At 69.9% G+C, this 19,709-nt stretch carries 16 protein-coding genes; 6 read left to right on the top strand and 10 right to left on the bottom strand.

What is annotated here, in order from left to right:
- Positions 1-11 precede the first annotated feature (11 nt).
- A protein-coding gene (locus tag JOF43_RS13580) for an IS3 family transposase (RefSeq protein WP_245353964.1) occupies positions 12-1,177 on the bottom strand; the annotation gives its coding sequence in 2 pieces (ribosomal slippage) (positions 12-890 and positions 893-1,177; 1,164 coding nt in all).
- Between the two features lie 120 nt (positions 1,178-1,297).
- Here JOF43_RS13580 and JOF43_RS13575 point away from each other — a divergent pair.
- The 3 genes from JOF43_RS13575 (at position 1,298) to JOF43_RS13565 (ending at position 5,188) form a co-directional block, all read left to right on the top strand.
- Entirely contained in the window at positions 1,298-2,341 is a 1,044-nt protein-coding gene (locus JOF43_RS13575; protein WP_209902809.1) for a site-specific integrase, read from the top strand.
- 328 nt (positions 2,342-2,669) lie between these two features.
- The gene (locus JOF43_RS13570) at positions 2,670-2,882 is read left to right on the top strand and encodes a heavy-metal-associated domain-containing protein (protein ID WP_209902807.1); all 213 of its coding nucleotides are present in this window, start codon (positions 2,670-2,672) and stop codon (positions 2,880-2,882) included.
- A complete protein-coding gene (locus JOF43_RS13565; protein WP_209902805.1) occupies positions 2,879-5,188 on the top strand; it encodes a heavy metal translocating P-type ATPase in 2,310 nt (769 codons plus the stop codon). Before JOF43_RS13570 ends, JOF43_RS13565 begins: the two co-directional genes overlap by 4 nt.
- Here the strand turns inward: JOF43_RS13565 and JOF43_RS13560 are convergent.
- From JOF43_RS13560 to JOF43_RS13545, 4 genes are all read right to left on the bottom strand, one after another.
- Complete coding sequence (locus tag JOF43_RS13560) at positions 5,148-6,569, bottom strand: NAD-dependent succinate-semialdehyde dehydrogenase (protein WP_209902804.1); 1,422 nt, start codon at positions 6,567-6,569, stop codon at positions 5,148-5,150. The two genes, JOF43_RS13565 and JOF43_RS13560, sit on opposite strands and share 41 nt — an antisense overlap.
- Positions 6,570-6,582: 13 nt before the next feature.
- Positions 6,583-7,788 (bottom strand): ectoine hydrolase, encoded by a 1,206-nt coding sequence (gene doeA / locus JOF43_RS13555; RefSeq protein WP_209902802.1) that lies wholly within the window; start codon positions 7,786-7,788, stop codon positions 6,583-6,585.
- Positions 7,788-9,047, bottom strand: a complete 1,260-nt coding sequence (locus tag JOF43_RS13550) for an aspartate aminotransferase family protein (protein WP_209902800.1) — start codon at positions 9,045-9,047, stop codon at positions 7,788-7,790. The genes doeA and JOF43_RS13550 overlap by 1 nt, the downstream gene beginning before the upstream one ends.
- A 268-nt stretch (positions 9,048-9,315) precedes the next feature.
- Positions 9,316-9,954, bottom strand: coding sequence for a MarR family winged helix-turn-helix transcriptional regulator (locus JOF43_RS13545; protein ID WP_209902798.1), 639 nt, complete (start codon positions 9,952-9,954; stop codon positions 9,316-9,318).
- 105 nt (positions 9,955-10,059) lie between these two features.
- On the opposite strand from JOF43_RS13545, the gene JOF43_RS13540 reads away from it, so the two are divergent.
- Both JOF43_RS13540 and JOF43_RS13535 read left to right on the top strand, forming a co-directional pair.
- Entirely contained in the window at positions 10,060-12,255 is a 2,196-nt protein-coding gene (locus JOF43_RS13540; RefSeq protein ID WP_209902797.1) for an MMPL family transporter, read from the top strand.
- A 10-nt stretch (positions 12,256-12,265) separates the two neighbouring features.
- A complete protein-coding gene (locus JOF43_RS13535) occupies positions 12,266-13,147 on the top strand; it encodes a formyltetrahydrofolate deformylase (RefSeq protein WP_209902795.1) in 882 nt (293 codons plus the stop codon).
- A 19-nt stretch (positions 13,148-13,166) separates the two neighbouring features.
- Here JOF43_RS13535 and JOF43_RS13530 read toward each other — a convergent pair whose 3' ends face one another.
- Together JOF43_RS13530 and JOF43_RS13525 are read right to left on the bottom strand one after the other, a co-directional pair.
- A complete protein-coding gene (locus JOF43_RS13530; RefSeq protein WP_209902793.1) occupies positions 13,167-13,787 on the bottom strand; it encodes a response regulator in 621 nt (206 codons plus the stop codon).
- The gene (locus tag JOF43_RS13525) at positions 13,784-15,037 is read right to left on the bottom strand and encodes a sensor histidine kinase (protein ID WP_209902792.1); all 1,254 of its coding nucleotides are present in this window, start codon (positions 15,035-15,037) and stop codon (positions 13,784-13,786) included. Before JOF43_RS13525 ends, JOF43_RS13530 begins: the two co-directional genes overlap by 4 nt.
- Positions 15,038-15,158: 121 nt before the next feature.
- Between JOF43_RS13525 and JOF43_RS13520 the strand changes: the two genes are divergently transcribed.
- On the top strand, positions 15,159-16,385 hold the full coding sequence (locus JOF43_RS13520; RefSeq protein WP_209902790.1) for an acyltransferase family protein: 1,227 nt from the start codon (positions 15,159-15,161) through the stop codon (positions 16,383-16,385).
- Between the two features lie 37 nt (positions 16,386-16,422).
- Here JOF43_RS13520 and JOF43_RS13515 read toward each other — a convergent pair whose 3' ends face one another.
- Genes JOF43_RS13515 through JOF43_RS13505 form a run of 3 tightly spaced genes read right to left on the bottom strand, consistent with a single transcriptional unit; the run spans position 16,423 to position 19,663 of the window.
- Complete coding sequence (locus JOF43_RS13515; RefSeq protein ID WP_209902788.1) at positions 16,423-17,334, bottom strand: carbohydrate ABC transporter permease; 912 nt, start codon at positions 17,332-17,334, stop codon at positions 16,423-16,425.
- The gene (locus JOF43_RS13510; protein WP_209902786.1) at positions 17,331-18,272 is read right to left on the bottom strand and encodes a carbohydrate ABC transporter permease; all 942 of its coding nucleotides are present in this window, start codon (positions 18,270-18,272) and stop codon (positions 17,331-17,333) included. The genes JOF43_RS13515 and JOF43_RS13510 overlap by 4 nt, the downstream gene beginning before the upstream one ends.
- Positions 18,269-19,663, bottom strand: coding sequence for an extracellular solute-binding protein (locus JOF43_RS13505; protein ID WP_209902784.1), 1,395 nt, complete (start codon positions 19,661-19,663; stop codon positions 18,269-18,271). The genes JOF43_RS13510 and JOF43_RS13505 overlap by 4 nt, the downstream gene beginning before the upstream one ends.
- Between the last annotated feature and the right edge of the window lie 46 nt (positions 19,664-19,709).

The raw sequence follows: 19,709 nt of genomic DNA, 5'->3' as shown, positions 1-19,709 counted from the left end.
GTCAGCTGGGGTTAGGCCGCCAGACTGACGGTCGGGTTCATGATGGTCTCGTACTCGATGGGGGTCAATCGACCCAGTCGGGCCTGCCGGCGTCGGCGGTGGTAGGTGCGTTCGATCCAGGTGATGATCGCGGTCCGCAGCTCTTCTCTGGTCTGCCAGCGCTTGCGGTCCAGGACGTTCTTCTGGAGCAGGGCGAAGAAGGACTCCATGGCGGCGTTGTCACCGGCGGCACCGACCTGGCCCATCGAGCCGATGAGGTGGTGGCGGTTCAGAGCATGGACGAATTTCTTTGCTCTGAACTGCGAACCTCTGTCGGAATGCACGATGCAGCCAGCCGCATCTCGGCGCCGCGATACCGCGTTGCCCAGGGCGTTCACTGCGAGGCGAGCCTTCATTCGGGAGTCCATGGAGTAGCCCACGATCCGGCCGGAGAAGACGTCCTTGATAGCGCAGAGATAGAGCTTCCCCTCGTCGGTCCAGTGCTCGGTGATGTCGGTGAGCCAGAGTTCGTTGGCGTCGTCGGCGGTGAATTCGCGCTTCACGAGGTCATCGTGGACCGGTGGACCGGGCCGCTTTCCATTCTTGCCGCGCTTCTTCCCGAATACGGACCACCATTGGTTGTCCCGGCAGATCCTCCACGCCGTGCGCTCACACATCTCTACGCCTGCTGCTGCGGCTTCGCCGGCCAAGAAGCGGTAGCCGAACTCCGGATCGTCGCGATGGGCATCCAGCAGGGCATTGGCTCGATAGGCCTCGGTCAGCTCAGCTGCAGTGACCTGCTGGTGCAACCAGCGGTAGTAGGGCTGGCGGGAGAGCTTCAGGACCCGCAGGGACACCGCGACGGGAATGCCGTCTGCGGCGAGCTCGCTCACGAGCGGGTAGAACCTTTTCCCGGCAGGTTCGCTTGGGACAGGTAGGCGGCCGCGCGGCGCAGGACCTCGTTCTCCTGCTCGAGCAGCCGGTTCCGGCGACGCAGATCGCGCAGCTCGGTCGATTCCTCCCGAGTTTTCCCGGGCCGGGCACCGTCTTCGACGTCAGCCTGACGCATCCAGTTCGTCAGGCACGACTCGGAGATCCCGAAGTCCTTCGCGATCACGGCGAGCTTCTGACCAGGTTCACGGTTCCTCGCGACGCGGACGACGTCGTCCCGGAACTCCTGGGGGTAGGGAGCAGGCATGGTGCACATCCTTCCCTGCAACGCTCCTCAGCGCCACAGATCACGTGACACCTACCTGCGCATCAGTCCCCGGCGAAGGGCAAGGTCAGGGCTCGAGCGAGAGCGAGGGCTGCAGACCTATTGAGTGGTTCCGTCGACGGTGGATGGAAGGGCACCAGCAAGACCCTCGACTATCTGGACACGGTCACCCTCCCGGCTATTCGTGCCGAGCGTCTCGCCGACAGCACCACGAGACGTTACGAGCTGGCCTACCGGCTACTGCGCGGCGAGTGCGGAGACGAGGCATGCAAGCACGCCCATACTTTGGCCGGTCTATCGTTGCGAGAGGCGATGCGGCCCCGGGCCCTGACCTCGTGCCTGGAGGAGATCGGGAGACTGCACGGTGCGGTCAACGCGAAGCATGCGAAGACCGTGGCGAAGAAGTACCTGGCCGCACCGCTGCGCGTGGACGAGGTGATCGAGTACAACCCCCTCATGGATCTGGACCTCGACCTGTCCGGGGCCAAGAAGCCGGCATACTCGCGGGGCGGGCGGGCGCTGACCGCGGAGCAGTACCGCGCGGCCATCGAATACCTACTCGCCGCCGACCCGGAGGATGTGGAAGCGCCGAAGCGCGGACGGTGGACGCGGGAGCAACGAGTGATCGAGCGGGCCGCATGCATCGACATCGTGCTCGCGCAAGCGACGACGGGGCTGCGCACCTCCGAGCTGTGCATGAGGCCCACGGAGGACTGCCACGTGGACGCCTCCAGCACCTTCATCGTCGAACTGCCCCCGGATGCCACGAAGACGCGTACGGGCCGTCCAGTACCGGTCCTTGCTCCCGCGGTCAGTAAGCGTCTCGCGACGCGGCTGGATTCTGGGAGCCCGTGGCTCTTCCCTTCGCCGACCGACCAAGCGAAGGTCTGGGACCCCCGCAACCGCGATCGGAAGCTCGCGGCGCTCTACCGGGAACTCGCCGAGCAGCTCCACATCGAAATGTTCGAGTACGAGCGGGGGCATTCCTGGCGCACCACGAACAACACGCTGCTGTACGACGTGCTTCCCGAGGCGACCCGCACCCGGCTCTTCGGTCACACGGCGGCGGTCAACCGGCAGCGGTACACGGCCGTGACGAGCACCGAGGCTGTGGTCTCTGCGGCGGCCGGAATCTTCGAGAAGTGACCGCTAAGGTGACCGCAAGAGGCGGGATCTGGCGGTCACACCCAGGAATCTCCGTGAAGTTCTCGAGCGCACAAAACCGTCAACTGCCTGCGCGTTCTCCGCACTACCAGGGCATCAAACCTTAATTGGCGCAGAGTCATGGGGTCGCAGGTTCAAATCCTGTCAGCCCGACCGAGAGAAATGCAGGTCAGAGCGGGAGCGCTGGGTCACCGACCCGGCGCTCCCGCTTTTCTGTGGTTCCGACGCCTTCCAAATATACCCCTCAGGGGTATACGGTTCCTCCAGGACGCGGTACCCACCGAGGGTATCCCCGACGAAGGAGGAGCCGATGGCGGCGCACGAGTACGAGGTGACGGGCATGACCTGCGGGCACTGCGAGATGTCGGTGCGCGAGGAGGTGGGCGGGATCCCCGGCGTCACCGACGTCCAGGTGAGCGCGCAGACCGGGAAGCTCGTCGTCAGCGCCACCGCCGAGCTCGAGGACGCCACGGTCCTCGGCGCGGTCGAGGAGGCCGGGTACGCGGCGGTGCGGGCCCGATGAGTTCGGCGCCGCCGAGGGCGGCTTCCGGCATCGAGCTGGAGATAGGCGGGATGACCTGCGCCTCCTGCGCGAACCGGATCGAGCGCAAGCTCAACAAGCTCGACGGGGTCGCCGCGACGGTCAACTACGCCACCGAGAAGGCGACGCTCACCGTCCCGGCGGGCTACGACCCCCAGCTGCTGGTCGCCGAGGTCGAACGGACCGGGTACACGGCCGCGCTGCCGACTCCCCCGGCCGTGGAGGGCCACGGCGCGCAGCCCGCGGACGCAGCGGAGGATCCCGAGCTGACCGCCCTTCGACAGCGCCTCACCGGCGCGGTGGTGCTGAGCGTTCCCGTCATCGCGATGTCGATGATCCCCGCGCTGCAGTTCACCTACTGGCAATGGCTCTCCCTGACGCTGGCCGCCCCGGTGATCATCTGGGGCGCCTGGCCCTTCCACCGGGCAGCCTGGACCAGCCTCCGGAACGGCGCCGCCACGATGGACACCCTCATCTCCCTGGGCACCTCCGCCTCCCTGCTGTGGTCGCTGTACGCCCTGTTCCTCGGCACGGCCGGCACTCCCGGCATGTCCCATCCCTTCGAGCTGACCATCGCCCCCTCGGACGGCGCCTCGAGCATCTACCTCGAAGTCGGCGCGGGCGTGACGATGTTCCTCCTGGCCGGGCGCTACGTCGAGAAACGAGCAAAACGCCGAGCGGGTGCCGCTCTGCGGGCCCTGCTCGAGCTCGGCGCGAAGGAGGTCTCCGTGCTCCGGGGCGGGGCCGAGGTGAAGATCTCGACGTCGGAGCTCGCCGTGAACGACGAGTTCGTGGTCCGTCCCGGCGAGAAGATCGCCACCGACGGCACCGTCGTCGCGGGTACCTCCGCCGTGGACGCCTCGATGCTCACCGGCGAGTCTGTCCCCGTCGAGACCGGCGTGGGTGATGACGTCACCGGCGCCACCGTCAACGACGGAGGCCGCCTGGTCGTCCGCGCGACCCGGGTCGGCGCGGACACCCAGCTCGCCCGGATGGCGAAGCTCGTCGAGGAAGCCCAGGCCGGCAAGGCCCAGGTCCAGCGCCTCGCCGACCGGATCTCCGCGGTCTTCGTGCCGATCGTCCTCGTGATCGCCGTGGTGACCCTCGGCGCCTGGTTCGTCGCCGGCTTCCCGGCCACGGCGGGCTTCTCCGCCGCGGTCGCGGTACTCGTCATCGCCTGCCCCTGTGCCCTGGGCCTCGCCACTCCGACCGCGCTGTTGGTGGGCAGCGGCCGCGGCGCCCAGCTGGGCATCCTCCTCAAGGGCCCCGAGGTGCTGGAGAGCACTCGGAGGATCGACACCGTCGTGCTGGACAAGACCGGCACTGTCACCAGCGGACGGATGACCCTGGTGGATGTCGTCACGGAGCCCGGCACCGACCGGGGTGAGCTGCTGCGCCGTGCCGGCGCCCTCGAGAACGCCTCCGAACACCCTCTCGGCCGGGCGATCGCCGCGGGGGCGGCCGAGGAGCTCGGCACCCTGCCCGACCCCGAGCAGTTCGGCACGCTCGAGGGCAGGGGTGTGCGCGGCGTGGTGGACGGGAGCGAGGTCGTCGTCGGCCGCGCGTCCCTGCTCGCCGAGCGGGGCGCGGCACTGTCCCCGCAGACCGCCGCCGCCCGAGCCGCCGCGGAGGCCGACGGCAGGACCGCGGTCGTCATCGGCTGGGACGGTCGTGCCCGCGGCCTGCTGATGGTGGCCGACACCGTCCGCCCCACCAGCGCCCTGGCCGTCGCGGAGCTGAAGCAGCTCGGCCTGACCCCCGTGCTGCTGACCGGGGACCATGAGGGCGTCGCCCGTCAGGTCGCGACCGAGGTAGGCATCGACGAGGTCCTCGCCGAGGTGCTCCCCCGGGACAAAGTCGACGTCATCGCCCGTCTCCAGGCCGAGGGCCGGATCGTCGCGATGATCGGCGACGGCGTCAACGACGCCCCGGCACTCGCCCACGCCGATCTCGGCCTCGCGATGGGGACCGGCACCGACGTCGCGATCGAGGCCGGGGACATCACCCTGGTGCGCGGCGACCTCCGCGACGCCGTCGACGCGATCCGCCTCTCCCGTCGGACCCTGCGGACGATCAAGACCAACCTCTTCTGGGCCTTCGGCTACAACGTCGCCGCGATCCCGATCGCCGCCCTCGGCATGCTCAATCCCATGCTCGCCGGTGCGGCGATGGCGCTGTCCAGCGTGTTCGTCGTCTCCAACAGCCTGCGGCTGCGTAAATTCCGCTCGGTCACCGCCTCGGCACGGGTCAGCCGACGGCCGGCCCCACCCACACCTGCTGGGCATTGACGAACTCACGGATGCCGTGGGGGCCGAGCTCCCGGCCGTAGCCGGAGCGCTTGATGCCGCCCGAGGGGAGCCGGGGGTCCGTCTTCACGATGCCGTTGACCGCGACCTGGCCGGCCTCGATGCGCGGCGCCATCTGCTCACCGCGCTCCGTGGTCGTCCACACGCTGGCCGCGAGCCCGAAGGGGGTGTCGTTGGCCAGGGCGAGGGCGTGCTCGCCGTCCTCCGCGGCGATCACCACGGCGACCGGTCCGAAGGTCTCCTCGGTGCACGCGGACATGCCGGGCTCGACGTCGGTGAGCAGGGTGACGGGGTAGAAGTACCCCTCTCCCTCCGGCATCGTGCCGCCGAGGACGCAGGTGGCCCCCGCCGCGACCGAGGTGGTCACCTGGCGGTGGAGGTTCTCGCGCAGCTCGGCCCGCGCGATGGGCCCCACCTGCGTGCTCTCCTCCCGCGGGTCCCCGACCACGAGCGCCGCCAGGCGCTCGCGCAGCAGCTCCACGAACTCGTCGTGCACCGAGCGCTCGACGATCACCCGCTTGGCTGCGATGCAGGACTGACCCGCGTTGATGATGCGGGAGGTCGCCGTGACGTCAGCGGCCTTCCGGAGGTCCGCGTCGGCCAGCACGATGCACGGGTCGGAACCGCCCAGCTCGAGCACCGCGGGCTTGATCTCCGAGGCCGCCGTCGCCGCGACCGCGGAGCCGGCCCGGTCCGAGCCGGTGAAGCTGACGGCCCGGATACGGGGATCGCGGATCATCTGCTCCACGTCCTCGGTGACCGCCTGGACCGCCTGGAAGATCCCCTCCGGGGCCCCGGCGGCACGGAACGCCTCCTCGATCGCCTCCGCGCAGCCCGGCACGTGCGGATCGTGCTTCATGACGCAGGTGTTGCCGGCCATCAGCGCCGGGGCGCAGAAGCGGAACGCGATCCAGAAGGGCGCGTTCCACGGCAGGATCCCCAGCACCGGGCCGATCGGCAGGTGCTGGACGTAGGAGGAGGTGGCATCGGCCTGGAGATGCAGCGGGGCGAGGTACTCCTCGGCATGCTCGGCGTAGTGCTCAGCGGCCCAGGCGGCCTTGCCCACCTCCCCCCGCGCCTCGGTGATGGGCTTGCCCATCTCCTCGGTCATCACCGGCGCGAGCTCCTCGGTGTGTTCGCGCAGATGGGTGGCGACGGCGCGCAGCACCTCCGCCCGCTGGGCGAAGCTCCTCGCCCTCCAGCTCTCGTACGCGCTCTGGGCCCGATCGATCACGGCCGTGATCTCCGCGGAGGAGGCGGCGGGGACCTCCCGGACGACCTTCTCGGTGGTCGGGTCGACGACGGTCAGGACCCGCTGGTCGGTCCGGATGGTCTCCGTGGACTCGGTGGACTCGATGTTCATGGCATCGCTCCTCTCAGCTCGCGCGGGCGTTCAGGTCGGTCACTGGGCCGGGCATCCGGCCGTCGTGGACGGTGAAGTCCTCGCCGAGAGTGAACAGCGACTCGCAGCCCTCCTCGGTGACGTGGAGGGTGTCGGAGATGCCGACGGTCTTGTCGCCGTCGACGCCCCACATCCAGGGGATGACGTGGAAGGTCATCCCCGGTTCCAGCGGCCGGTCGTCGCCGTCCATCAGCGAGAGGATGTACCCCTCGTCCCAGGAGGGAGGGAAGGCGATGCCGATCGAGTACCCGGCTCGGGTGACCAGCCGGGCGCCGACGTCGTTGCTCTCGATGACGGAGCGGACGAGACGGTCGACCTCGGCCACGGTCACCCCCGGTCGCATCAGTCCGCGCAGCTCGGCCAGGGCATGCTTCATCAGCTCCTGCGCGGAGTGCATCGACGGGCTCAGCTCCCCGTTGACCACGGTGCGCATCACGGCCGCGTGGTACCTGCGGTAGCAGCCGCCGAGCTCGAGGAACACGTGCTCGCCGGGTTCGATGGTGCGCCCCTCCCAGGTGGAGTGGCCGATCATGGTCCGCGGTCCGGAGGCGACGTAGGGCATCACCGCGGGGAACTCCCCGCCGGCCCGGAACATCGCCGAGGAGATCGCGGCCGCCACATCGTTCTCGGTGGCACCGACCACGGCCGCCTCCTGGCCCGCCCGCATCCCGGCCTCGGCCGCATGGGCCGCTCTCCGCATCACCGAGATCTCGGCCGCCGACTTGAGGATCCGTCCCTCCTCGACGATGCCGAAGCAGTCCACCAGACCCTCGCCGAAGGCGTCGTGGAAGCGGTCCTGCTGGTAGGCCGGGAAGTAGTAGCTGTTGCGCTCATAGCCCACTCGGGCGTCCCCCAGCCGCAGATCGCGCAGGGAACTGACCAGATCGAGGATGGCGTCACCGGTGTCCGGATAGGCCCGTGAGCTCTCCACCCACGTGCGTTCGAGGACGTTGGACTGCTCCATCGCGCGTGTGATCATCATCGGCTCGGCCTCGAGCGGGACGATCAGTGCCTGGAAGAACGAGTAGCCGGTGGTCTGATGGTCCGTGAGGTACATCAGGTTCTCGGGATCGGTGATGATCACCGCGTCCAGCTCGCGCCCGGCCATCCGCTCCCGCAGCTCCCGCAGCCGGCGCTCGTACTCCCCGGGCGGGAAGGTCATGTCCTCGCGGCGGCGCATCAGTCCGCCTCCCGCGCCGTACGGATCGCCTGCTCGAGCAGGTCGAGGCCCTGGAGGAGATCGTCCTCGGGGATGGTCAGCGGCGGGATCAGCTTGATCACCCGTCCCCCGCTCCCGCACGGGCCGATCAGCAGACCGGCCTCGAAGGCCGTCTGCTGGACGCGCTTGGCGAAGGCGCCGTCCCCGGTGTCCAGCGCCTGGATCATGCCGCGGCCGCGGACCTCCCAGCCCAGTCCGGGGTGCTCGCGCACGAGCGCCGTGAGGCGTTCGCGCATCCGCTCCCCCTTGGCCAGGACGTCGGCGAGGAAGGACTCGTCGGTGAAGTAGTCCAGCGCCACCGTGCCGGCGACGAAGGACAGCCCTTGGCCGCGGAAGGTTCCCGTGTGCGCCCCGGGCGACCAGTGGTCGTCGACCTCGGGCTTGTTGAGGTTCATGGCGATCGGGGTGCCGAACCCGCCCAGGCCCTTGGCCAGCGTGATGATGTCCGGGTCGAGGCCCATGCCGTCGAAGGAGAAGTAGGTGCCGGTACGGCCGATGCCGGCCTGGATGTCGTCGAAGATCAGCAGAGCGCCGACCTCTCGGGCGAGGTCCTGGACCTCGTGCAGCCAGTCGCGGCTGGCGACGTTGACACCGCCCTCGGCCTGGACTGGTTCGACCAGGAACGCCGCCGGGGGCAGCAGTCCGCTGGAGGGGTCCTGGAGCGCCGTCCGGTACTCCGCCAGGGCCGTGTCGCCGCCCGGCGCGGTCTCGAACGGCAGGCGGTGGATGTGCTCCAGCGGCACCCCGGACCACTGTCGGAAGGCATCGTTGGCGGTGGCGGCGAGGGAGCCCAGCGTCATGCCGTGGAACCCGTGGCTGAAGGCCACGATCTCCCGGCGCCCGGTGGCCTTCCGGGCGAGCTTCATGGCGGCTTCGACCGCGTTGGAGCCGGTCGGGCCCATGAACTGCATCCGGTGATCCATGCCGCGCGGAGCCAGGACCACCTCCTGGAAGCGGGCGACGAAGTCCCGCTTGGTGGTGGTGTAGGTGTCCAGGCTGTGCGCGACGCCGTCGGCTTGGAGGAAGTCGATCAGTGCCTCCTTCATGCGGGGGTTGTTGTGCCCGAAGTTGAGCACCCCGGCCCCGGCGAAGAAGTCGATGTACGACCTGCCGTCCTCGTCGACCTGGCGCGCATTGGACGCCGAGGCGAACACCGTGGGGTAGTTGCGGCAGTAGCCGCGGATCGTGGATTCGTGTGCTTCGAAGACGGTGGTGTCCATGGGAGACCTCTCTACGGTGGAAGGCGATCCCGATCTCCATGCCCGGCCCTCATAGCGAAGATCGCCTCGTCTGGCAAGGGTGAGCCGGTGTGCCGACCTTCACCTCCCGTGTCGCACCCCGTCAAGTCCCCCGTCGCCGGGAGATCTGGGCGAAAGTCCCAATGCAGGTCACCAATCCGACCGAGCGGTCGGACGGGGTCGATGCGGGGCCGCGGGCGGGATCCTCACACCAGGGCGCGAGGGGGCGTCACAGCACCCTCCGGCGGGGTCAGGGCCCCCCGTCCGCGTCCCCCGGCTCCCCCGGCTCCGCCGGCTCCCCCGGCTCCGCCGGCTCCGCAGCCCAGTCGAGCCCGTCGACGGAGATCTCCTCCGCCATGTCCTCGAGGAAGCCGATCACGATGTCGCGCTCCTCGGGCCGCAGGCGGCCTGCGGCGAGCACCCGGCGGGCCTGCTGAGCGCCGACGGTGCGCATCGCCGCCGCCCGGGTGGAGGGTTCGATGCCGATCACGAGCGCCCGACGGTCGGTGGGATGTCGGCGGCGACGGATGTGCCCGGCCCGCTCGAGACGATCCAGCAGCTTGGTCGTCGACGCGGTCGAGATCTCGAGCGCCTGCGCGATGGCGCCGGGGGTGGCGAGGGTGCCCGTGCTCTCGCACGCGATGAGGAAGTGCAGGGCCCGCATGTCGCTCTCGCCCAGCTCCATGTAACGCAAGGAGGCATCGGCGAGCTTCTGCTCAGCGCCGCGAAGATGCGCGAGAGCTGCCATCAGCGCGTCGATCTGGGCGAGATCCCGCTCCGTGAGCCCCGTGCGGTCCACCAGCTCGGCATCGGGGTCGCTCGCCGCGAGGCTGTACACCGCGGGCAGTGTCTCGGGTTCCGGGGTCTGGTCCGGCTCGCGGCGGGTCATCGGGCGAGGATATCCCGGCGACATCACACCCATCATCTATCTAGCTCGGCTAGCTACCTGTGCGACACTGAATGCGGTCCACCCGCCGTCCGAAGGATCCTCCCGATGCCCGAGCCCGCCTCAGCTCCCACCCCGACCCGCCGTGGACGGGTGCCGCGCACACCGCGCGTCCTGCGCATCCTGGTGCCGGCACTGCTGATCCTGGTCTGGCTGACCGCCGCCGGCATCGGCGGCCCGTACTTCGGCCGGGTCGACGAGGTCTCCTCCAACGACCGCACCGCGTATCTGCCGGAATCGGCGGAGGCGACCCAGGTGCAGGCCCTGGCCGACGATTTCAGCGGCTCCGACGCGCTTCCCGCGCTCGTCGTGGTCACCTCCGAGGACGAGATCACCGAGGCGGAGCTCAGCGCGCTCACCGACGCCGGCGAAGAGCTCACCTCCTTGGAAGGGGTGATCGACGAAGTCTCCCCGCCGATCGCCTCCGAGGACTCCCTGGCGATTCAGATGTTCGTCCCGGTCGACGCCGATGCCGACGTCGGCACGGTCGTCGAGCAGCTCGAGCAGGAGCTGGCCACCGAAGTGCCCGAGGGCCTGACCGTCCACGTCACCGGGCCCGCCGGGTTCTCCGCCGACCTCGCGGAGGCCTTCGCCGGGATCGACGGGCTGCTGCTGGCCGTGGCGCTGGCCGCCGTGCTGGTCATCCTGGTGATCGTCTATCGCTCGCTGCTGCTGCCGCTGATCGTGCTGTCCACCTCGCTGTTCGCCCTGTGCGCGGCGCTGCTGGTGATCTGGCATCTTGCCGCGGACGGCGTCCTGCTGCTGAGCGGGCAGACCCAGGGCATCCTGTTCATCCTGGTCATCGGCGCGGCCACCGACTACTCCCTGCTGTACGTCTCCCGGTACCGCGACGAGCTGCGTCACCGGGAGAGCAGCTGGGCCGCCACCGTCTCCGCGTTGCGGGGAACCGTCGAGCCGGTGCTCGCCTCCGGCGGCACCGTGATCGCGGGGCTGCTGTGCCTGCTCCTGTCGGATCTGAAATCCAACAGCACCCTCGGGCCGGTCGCGGCGATCGGGATCGCCTTCGCGATGCTCGCCGCCCTGACGTTCCTGCCCGCGCTGCTGTACGCCGCCGGTCGCGTCGCGTTCTGGCCCCGCCGGCCACGGTACGACCCCGCCTCTGCGCAAGAGCCATCCTCCGTCACCGGTCGCGGCGTGTGGGGCAGGGTCGCCAGGGCTGTCTCCCGCCGGCCCCGGCCGCTCTGGGTGCTCACCGCGGTGGTGCTCGCCGTGGGCTGCATCGGTGCCCTCTCGCTGGACGCCGACGGCGTCCCCCAGTCGGATCTCGTGCTGAAATCCTCCTCCGCTCGCGACGGGCAGGCCGCGCTCGGCGAGCACTTCCCGGCCGGTGTCGGAAGTCCTGTCCAGGTCGTCGTCGACGAGGAGGATCTGCAGGCCACGGCGGACGTACTGGCCGAGGCCGAGGGCATCGACTCGGTCTCCGTGACTTCGGCGGACTACCCCAGCGGCTCCGCGCCGGTGACCGCCGAAGGGATCCAGGCGCAGGGCCCGCCCGGTGCCCCGGCCCCGGACCCGACCGTCGTCGGCGGCAAGGTGCAGGTCCAGGGCACCCTGGCCGACGCGCCCGATTCGCCCGCCGCCGAGCAGACGGTGCGCGAGCTGCGCACCGCCCTGGACCAGGAGGGCTTCGAGGAGATCGTGGGCGGCGTGACGGCCACCTCGATCGACACCAATGACGCCTCTGCCCATGACCGCGCTCTGATCATCCCCGTGGTGCTGGTGGTGATCCTGATGATCCTCATGGTGCTGCTGCGCTCGATCCTCGCGCCCGTGCTCCTGGTGGCCACCACCGTGCTCTCCTTCGGCACCGCGCTGGGAGTCGCCGCCCTGGTGTTCGAGCATCTCTTCGACTTCCCCGGCGCCGATCCGGCGGTGCCGCTGTACGGGTTCGTGTTCCTGGTCGCGCTCGGGATCGACTACAACATCTTCCTCATGACCCGGGTGCGAGAGGAGGCGCTCCAGCGCGGGACACGGGAGGGCATGGTGCGGGGCCTGGCCGTCACCGGTGGGGTGATCACCTCCGCGGGGGTGGTCCTGGCCGCCACCTTCGCGGCGCTCGCGGTGATCCCGATCCTGTTCCTCGCCCAGATCGCCTTCATCGTCGCCTTCGGCGTGCTCTTGGACACCTTCGTGGTGCGCACCCTGCTGGTCCCGGCACTCACCCTCGATATCGGCCGGGCCATCTGGTGGCCCTCGCGCCTCTGGCGCGCCGGGGGCTCCTAGACTCGCCCGTATGAGCAGTCCGAGCCCCGCCAGCGCCCCCTCCCCCATCCTCGAGTACGTCCTGACCTTCGTGTGCGAGGACCGCCCCGGCATCGTCCACGCGGTCACGGGCGCGATCATCGAGGTGGGCGGGAACATCACGGAGTCGCGCCAGTTCGAGAGCGGCAGCACCCACCGGTTCTACATGCGCCTGCAGCTGACCACCAGCGCGTCCACGGAGGAGATCACCACCGCACTGGCGCCCGTCGTCGAGAACTTCGGCATCGAGCACCACCTGGACGTGGTGGGCCGGCCCGTGCGCACCCTGATCCTGGGCTCGAAGGCGACCCATTGCGTGAACGACCTGCTGTTCCAGGTCGAGGCCGGACATCTGCCGATCGAGGTGCCGCTGATCCTCGCCAACCATCCCACGCTCGAACCGCTCTCGACCTTCCACGGGATCGGCTTCGAGCATCACCAGACCCGAGGCGACGGGGCGAAGGAGGCCTTCGAGGACCGGGTGCGCCAGGTGATCGACGAGTACGACATCGAGCTCGTGGTACTGGCCCGGTACATGCAGATCCTCTCCCCCGAGCTGTGTGCGGAGCTCGCCGGTCGCTGCATCAACATCCACCACTCCTTCCTCCCGGGGTTCAAGGGCGCCAATCCTTATCGGCAGGCCCACGCCCGCGGCGTCAAGCAGATCGGTGCCACCGCCCACTTCGTCACCAGCGATCTCGATGAGGGACCGATCATCGAGCAGGACGTGATCCGGGTGGACCACACCCGCTCCCCGCAGGAGCTGATGGCCATCGGGCAGGACGCCGAGGTGCGCACCCTGCGCCAGGCGGTCACCTGGTTCGCCCAGTCACGGGTGCTGCTGGACGGGACCCGCACCATCATCTTCCGCTGACGAGGAACGGGCGGCGCGCTCAGACCAGCCCGAGCTCCCAGGCGGTGCGCACCGCGGAAGCACGGTCCCCCACACCGAGCTTCTCGTAGACGTGCATGAGGTGGGTCTTCACCGTCGCCTCCCCGATCCCGAGCCGGGAGGCGACCGCCCGGTTCGTGCAGCCATCGGCCACCAGGCGCAGCACCTCGGCCTCGCGGGAGCTGAGCGCGACGTGGCCGTCCCGGCCCCCGGCGAGGGCGGCGAGGGCGGCGGGGGCGAGCACCGCCCGCCCGGCCGCGAGGTCGTGCACGGCGCGGACCACCTCCTCGCGGGGCGTGTCCTTGAGCAGGTAGCCGTCGGCACCCGCCTCGAGCGCACCACGGATGTCGCGATCGGTGTCGTACGTGGTCAGCACCAGGATTCGCGGGGTCCTGCGGCCTCCGTGACGCAATGTCCGGATGGCCTCGATCCCGCTGGTGCCGGGCATCCGCAGGTCCATCAGCACCACGTCCGGGCCGGCCGCCTCGCTCACCGTGATGGCCTCGCCGCCGTCCTGGGCGGTGCCGACCACGGTGATCTCCTCCTCGGTCCCGAGCATCGCGACCAGGCCGTCGCGCACCACGGGGTGGTCGTCGACCACCACCACCTTCACGGGGCTCATCGCGGCACCGTCGCGGTGACGGTGGTGCCCCGACCGGGGGTGGAGGAGATCTCGAGGCCCCCGTCGACCCGCCGGGTGCGCTCGGCCATGTTGGACAGCCCGTGGCCGCGTTCGACGGCACCCGGCTCGAAGCCGCGGCCGTCGTCGACGATGCGCAGGACCATCGTCTTCTCGTCGCCGAGCAGGGTCGCCGTCACCGTGCCGGCCCCGGCGTGGCGGGCGATGTTCGCCAGCGACTCCTGGGCGACGCGCACCAGCACGTCGCCATGCCGCCCCTCCCGCGGTGCCTCGTCGGCGTCGAAGGTGGCGACCACCCGGTGGGTCCTGGCCCAGCGCGCCACCAGGGCGGACAGTGCCTCGACGAGGTCGGTGTCGTGCAGCTGGTGGGGGCCGAGCGCCTCCACTGCCCGGCGGGCCTCGAGCAGACAGTCGCGAGCGGCCTCCTCGGCGATCGCGAGGCGATGGCGCGAGGCCGGGTCGATGTCGGAGCCGACCGTCTCGAGCTGGCGGATCACGCCGACCAGCCCCTGGGCGACGGTGTCGTGGATCTCGCGCGAGAGCCGGTCCCGCTCCTCATCGGCCCCGGCCCGCCGCGCCCCGGCCATCAGCTGCTCGTGCAGGTGCGCGTTCTCCCGGTTCACCCGGTCGATCTCGGACAGGGCCTGCTCGCGCTGGTCGAGGATCCGTTCGCGCTCCCCCGCCAGGAACATCATGCAGGTCGCGATCAGCATGTTCACGACCGCGAGCCCGACGAAGAACCAGATCTCCGTGAGGACCACCTGCACCCCGCCCAGCTGACCGACGGCGCACAGCAGTGCCGTCACCACGACCACCGCCTGCGCCGTGCGGCCGGCCAGGAACCGCTGGGAATCGATGTAGCCGACGAAGGCGTAGATGCAGGTCATCGGATTGAGGAGGGTCCCGATCGCGACCAGCATCAGATGCAGGGCGTAGAGCATCACGAGCGGTCGCGCCCCCGGGCGTGAGCGTCGCAGGATCTTCTCCAGCAGGCCTCGCACCAGCGCGATCACCCCCGTCGGGATGAGGGCCCACAGCACACGGTCGCCCGGCATCCAGGTCTGCTCCGCGATCCAGCCCACCGACCAGGCGACCAGGAGCAGCGCCGGCGGGATCCACACCTCGAGCATCTCTCCGCGCGAGCCCTGCCCGATCCCGCATCGCGCAGCACCCGGCACGGGCTCGCTCTCGAGCTCGGCCCGCAGCTGCGCCGGCGCAGGGAGTATCGCCATGAGGGCCAGTGTTCCCCGAGTTGCGTCCCGGCGCCAGGGCCGGCGCATCCGCAGATCGGTGGATGCCCGCCCTCCCGATCGGGCGAGGCGCGCGGGCGGCGGCGTGCCTACTGTCGAGGTCATGTCCCAGAATCTCTCCTCCGTCCCGTCGACCGCCTCACCCCCGACCACCGCCCCGCAGCGGCTGCACCACCTCGATGCACTGCGTGGTGGAGCGCTGCTGCTCGGCGTGCTGCTGCACGCCCTGATGCCCTTCCTCCCCGGTGACCTCTGGCTCGTCAGCGACACCCACGACTCCTGGGGAGCGCTGGGCGCGGTGGGAGTGATCCACCTGTTCCGCATGATCCTGTTCATGATGCTGGCCGGCTACTTCGGGCACATGGTGCTGCACCGTCGGGGAGCCGGGTCCTATGTGCGGGACCGGCTGATGCGCATCGGCCTGCCGCTGGTCGTCTTCCTGCCGGGACTCTTCGTGCTGGTGATCGGGGCGGTGCAGCTGAACGCCACCGTGCGTGGCCTCGGCCCCCTGACACCCCCGCCGCCACCGTCCGGGGCGCCCACGGGCATACTCGCCCTGCCGACGCTGCACCTGTGGTTCCTGCTCCTGCTGCTCGAGATCGTGCTCGTGGTCGTGGTGGTCCGTGCCGTGCTCGTGCGGCTCCTGGGCACCGTGCGGGCGGAGCGGGCCTCCCTCCGCATCGCCTCGGCGCTGTCCTCCCCGTTCGGTCTCCTCCTGGTCGCCGCGCCGTACGCCCTGGCCCTGGTGGTCCAGGGCGGGAACGGCGCCGGCATCACCGAGCCCACCACGCTGGTGCCGGTGGCGGGCGCGAGCATCACGTACGGCGCCGCCTTCCTGGCGGGGTGGTTCCTGCGCGCGCATCCCGATGCACTGAACCGGCTGCAGCGGCAGTGGATCCCGCAGCTGGCGATCGCCGTCGTGCTCAGCCCGCTCGCCCTGCTCGCACCGGCCTCCACGCCGCCGGCCCTGGTGGCGGTCCTCGCCGCGTTCGCCGGATGGGCATGGGTGTACGGCCTGCTCGGGCTCACCGGGCGACTCGTGGGCCGAGAGATCCCGTGGGTCCGCTACCTGGCCGACTCCTCCTACTGGGTCTACCTCATCCATTTCCCGCTGCTGCTGCTGGTGGAGGTTCCGCTGGCGGACCTCGCCCTGCCGCTCCTGGTCAAGCTCGCCGTCGCCCTGGTGGTGGTGATGGCGGTGCTCCTGGTCAGCTACGACCTCGTGGTGCGCTCCACCTGGCTCGGGAAGTGGCTCAACGGCCACCGCCGCCCCCGGGCGCTGTTCGGGAGCCGGCGGCAGCGCGAGGAGCGGGTCACCGAGCCGGCCTGAGCTCGCCGCTGCGACGCCGCCGGGAGCAGCGCCCCTGTCAGCCTTTCACTCCCCCGGCCGCGGCGAAGCCCTGGCCCAGGCTGCGGCCCAGGAACAGGTACAGCGCGACCACCGGGAGCGAGTAGAAGATCGAGAACGCGGCGAGCTGGCCGTAGGCGACCTGGCCGTACTGGGAGGAGAAGGTGTACAGCGTCACCGCCGCGGGCAGGTTCTCCGGGCTCAGCAGCAGCATGAACGGGACGAAGAAGTTGCCCCACATGTTCACGAAGGTGAAGATCGTCGCGACGGCGAGACCCGAACGCATCAGCGGGATCACCACGGACCACAGGGCCCGGAACACGCCGGCTCCCTCCGTCCAGGCGGACTCCTCGATCTCCAGCGGCACCCCGTCCATGAATCCCTTGGTCAGGAATATCGCGTACGGCAGAGCGCTGGCGCCGAGGAACAGGATCGCCCCGAACATCGAATCGACGAGGTTGACCTGCACGAACAGCGAATAGACGGGGATCATGATCGCGGTGATCGGCAGGCCGGTCGAGAAGATGATCGTCAGCAGCAGCGGACGCTTGGCCCGGAAGCGGTAGCGGGACATCGGATACGCGCACAGGACGGCCGCGACCATCGTGACCACCGTCGCGCCGCCGCACAGGATGAGCGAGTTCGCCAGCGGACGGAATGTGGTCTCGGCGTTCCAGATGGCGGAGAAGTTGCCCAGGCTCCAGGTGTCGGGCCAGGCGACGGACAGCGAGGCCTGGGTGTCGAAGGAGGCCAGCACGACCCACAGCAGCGGGACCAGGAACGCCAGCCCGATCACGAGCATCACGACGGTGCTGGCGATCCGGGAGCTGCGCTCACGGCCTCCGCTCCGGGACCCGACGGGCGCAGGGGCGGTCCGATGCGCCGCGGGGTTCGCGGCGCCCTGGGGGCTCGTCTCGGTGGTCGCGCTCATCGCTTCTCCTCCTCGGGCAGCAGACGCAGGTACACCAGGGACGCGGCGGCCCCGATCAGGAGCAGCAGCAGGGCCACGGCGGTGCCGTAGCCGAGCTGGCCGTAGCTGAAGGCCTGCTCGTACATGTACAGCGGGAGGGTCTGGCTCTGCCGGGCCGGACCGCCGCCGGTCATGATGAAGATCAGCCCGAAGACCGAGAGGGTCTGCAGCGTGGTCAGCATCAGGTTGGTCGCGATCGCCGGGCGCATCAGCGGCAGCGTCACGGAGACGAAGCGCCGCACGGGTCCGGCGCCGTCGAGGGCGGCGGACTCGTAGACGTCGCCGGGCACGGAGCTCAGGGCCGCGGAGTAGACCAGCATCGAGAAGGCCGTGCCGCGCCAGATGTTCGCGAAGGACACGGCGAGGATCGGTGCGCTGAAGAGCATGTCCTGGGCCGGCAGCCCGATCGAGGTGAGGATCGTGTTCAGGCTGCCCTCGTCGGCGAAGAACGTGTACAGCAGGTAGCCGGCCACGACCTCCGGGAGGATCCAGGCTGCGATGACGATCGAGGTGACCGTGAAGGAGATCACCCGATGGGCCCGCTCCATGAGCAGGGCCAGCAGCATGCCCATCACGTTCTGGCCGATCACGGCGGAGACGATCGTGAAGATCAGCGTCAGCAGCACCGAGTTCCAGAAGTCCCCGTCGGTGAAGGCGTCGAGGAAGTTGTCGAACCCGACGAAGCTGGTGTCGGAGGCGCCCTCGCCGCGGATCGCGCGGTCGGTGAACGCCAGGTAGACCGAATAGAGGATCGGGCCCAGCATGAAGCCGACGAGCAACACGGCCGCCGGGATCATCGGGGAGGCGCGGCGGGGGGTCAGGCGGTCCCCGAGCGGACTGTGGCGGCGGCGCGCGGGAGCGGTCCCGGGCCGCGGCGCCGTGGGGGCGTCGGTACTCATGCGGTGGCCTCCTGGACGTTCTCGGGGCCGACGATGTCGGTGACGGCTGCGTCGTACGCGGCGGCCGCCGCCTGAGGTGAGGAACCGGTCATGACCGCCTCCATCGCCTCCTGGATCGAGGCGGAGACCTCCGGGTACACCGGCAGCGCCGGACGGTAGTAGGCGGTCTCCAGCAGGTCCGTGAAGTACTTCACGGCCGGTGAGTAGGAGAGGTACTCCTCCTTCGCGGCGACGTCGGCCCGCACGGTGATGTGGTTGTCCGCGATCGCGTAGTCGACGAGGGTCTCGGTGGAGACCAGCTTCTGGAGGAAGCGGAAGGCGACGTCACGGTCGGTCACGTACTGCGGGATCGACAGTCCCCAGCCGCCGGCGAGGGTGATGGTGCCGTTCCCTCCGCCGTCCTGGGTGGGCATGTCCGCGAGGCCCACGGCGTCGGGCCACTCGGGCCAGGGCCGGGCGGCGCTCTCGGTCCAGTTCTGGGAGATCCAGGAGCCGTCGATCAGGATCCCGAGCTTCGCATCGGGCAGCAGCGAGGTGTAGATCGTCTCGGAGATGTTGGGGTCGAGATGCTGACCGAGCGAGGCCGTGAGGTCCTCCTCGAAGATCGTCTGCAGGAAGGTCAGGGAGTCCTCGAAGCCCGGACTGCCCAGGATCCACTTCTTCGTCTCGTCGTCGTACAGGCCCTTGCCCTCGCCCGTGCCGTACAGAAGCATCTCGAGCCCCTGCATGGACGCCTTCTCCCCCTGCGGCGTGCCGGCGAACATGAAGAACGGGATCGCCTCGCTGTCGGAGTCGCGGATCGCGCGCGCCGCCTCGAGGATGTCCTCCCAGCTGCCGGGGGCCCATTCCTCGGGCAATCCCGCCTCGGCGAAGACGTCCCGCTGGTACCACAGGGCCCGGGTGTCGGTCGTGATCGGGACGCCGTAGATCTCCCCGTCGTCCGCGGTGACCGCCTTCTTCGAGGGGGCGGCGACCTGGTCCCAGTTCTCCAGGTGCTCCACCAGGTCGGTGATCGGCTGCAGGTATCCCGCACCGACGTCGGAGAGCAGGATGAAGGAGTCCTCGTAGACGAGATCGGGGCTCGTGCCCGGGGAGTTCATGAGCAGCTCGTTCTTGGTGAAGTAGTCGTTCTCCGAGGCGACGATCGGGACCAGCTCCACTGTCAGCTCCGGGTTCTCCTCGGAGAACTCCTGGGCAGCAGTCTCGATCCACTTCTGCTTGATCGTGCCGGAGCCGAACTGCTGGAAGGCGATGCGGATCGTGTGCGGGTCCCGGCCGCCGCCGCCGCATCCGGCCAGGGCCGCGAGCGGGAGCACGGTGGCGACCCCGGCGCTCAGCCGCAGGAAGGTACGGCGGTCGGGGGATGACCGGGGGAACGGTCCTGAGGGCACGAAGACCTCCTCGTCGACGTCGGTGACGAGGCCTGACTGTAGCCGC

It is taken from the genome of Brachybacterium sacelli (genome assembly GCF_017876545.1).
Taxonomy (GTDB): Bacteria; Actinomycetota; Actinomycetes; order Actinomycetales; family Dermabacteraceae; genus Brachybacterium; species Brachybacterium sacelli.
Note: the sequence above shows the minus strand (reverse complement) of the source record. Positions and strands in the feature narration are given on the sequence as shown.

Bases quoted from the DNA above. Each gene is read 5' to 3' on its own strand.
- JOF43_RS13570 (WP_209902807.1), top strand. From the start codon at position 2,670: ATGGCGGCGCACGAGTACGAGGTGACGGGCATGACCTGCGGGCACTGC.
- JOF43_RS13565 (WP_209902805.1), top strand. From the start codon at position 2,879: ATGAGTTCGGCGCCGCCGAGGGCGGCTTCCGGCATCGAGCTGGAGATA.
- JOF43_RS13560 (WP_209902804.1), bottom strand. From the start codon at position 6,569: ATGAACATCGAGTCCACCGAGTCCACGGAGACCATCCGGACCGACCAG.
- doeA (WP_209902802.1), bottom strand. From the start codon at position 7,788: ATGCGCCGCCGCGAGGACATGACCTTCCCGCCCGGGGAGTACGAGCGC.
- JOF43_RS13550 (WP_209902800.1), bottom strand. From the start codon at position 9,047: ATGGACACCACCGTCTTCGAAGCACACGAATCCACGATCCGCGGCTAC.
- JOF43_RS13545 (WP_209902798.1), bottom strand. From the start codon at position 9,954: ATGACCCGCCGCGAGCCGGACCAGACCCCGGAACCCGAGACACTGCCC.
- JOF43_RS13540 (WP_209902797.1), top strand. From the start codon at position 10,060: ATGCCCGAGCCCGCCTCAGCTCCCACCCCGACCCGCCGTGGACGGGTG.
- JOF43_RS13535 (WP_209902795.1), top strand. From the start codon at position 12,266: ATGAGCAGTCCGAGCCCCGCCAGCGCCCCCTCCCCCATCCTCGAGTAC.
- JOF43_RS13530 (WP_209902793.1), bottom strand. From the start codon at position 13,787: ATGAGCCCCGTGAAGGTGGTGGTGGTCGACGACCACCCCGTGGTGCGC.
- JOF43_RS13525 (WP_209902792.1), bottom strand. From the start codon at position 15,037: ATGGCGATACTCCCTGCGCCGGCGCAGCTGCGGGCCGAGCTCGAGAGC.
- JOF43_RS13520 (WP_209902790.1), top strand. From the start codon at position 15,159: ATGTCCCAGAATCTCTCCTCCGTCCCGTCGACCGCCTCACCCCCGACC.
- JOF43_RS13515 (WP_209902788.1), bottom strand. From the start codon at position 17,334: ATGAGCGCGACCACCGAGACGAGCCCCCAGGGCGCCGCGAACCCCGCG.
- JOF43_RS13510 (WP_209902786.1), bottom strand. From the start codon at position 18,272: ATGAGTACCGACGCCCCCACGGCGCCGCGGCCCGGGACCGCTCCCGCG.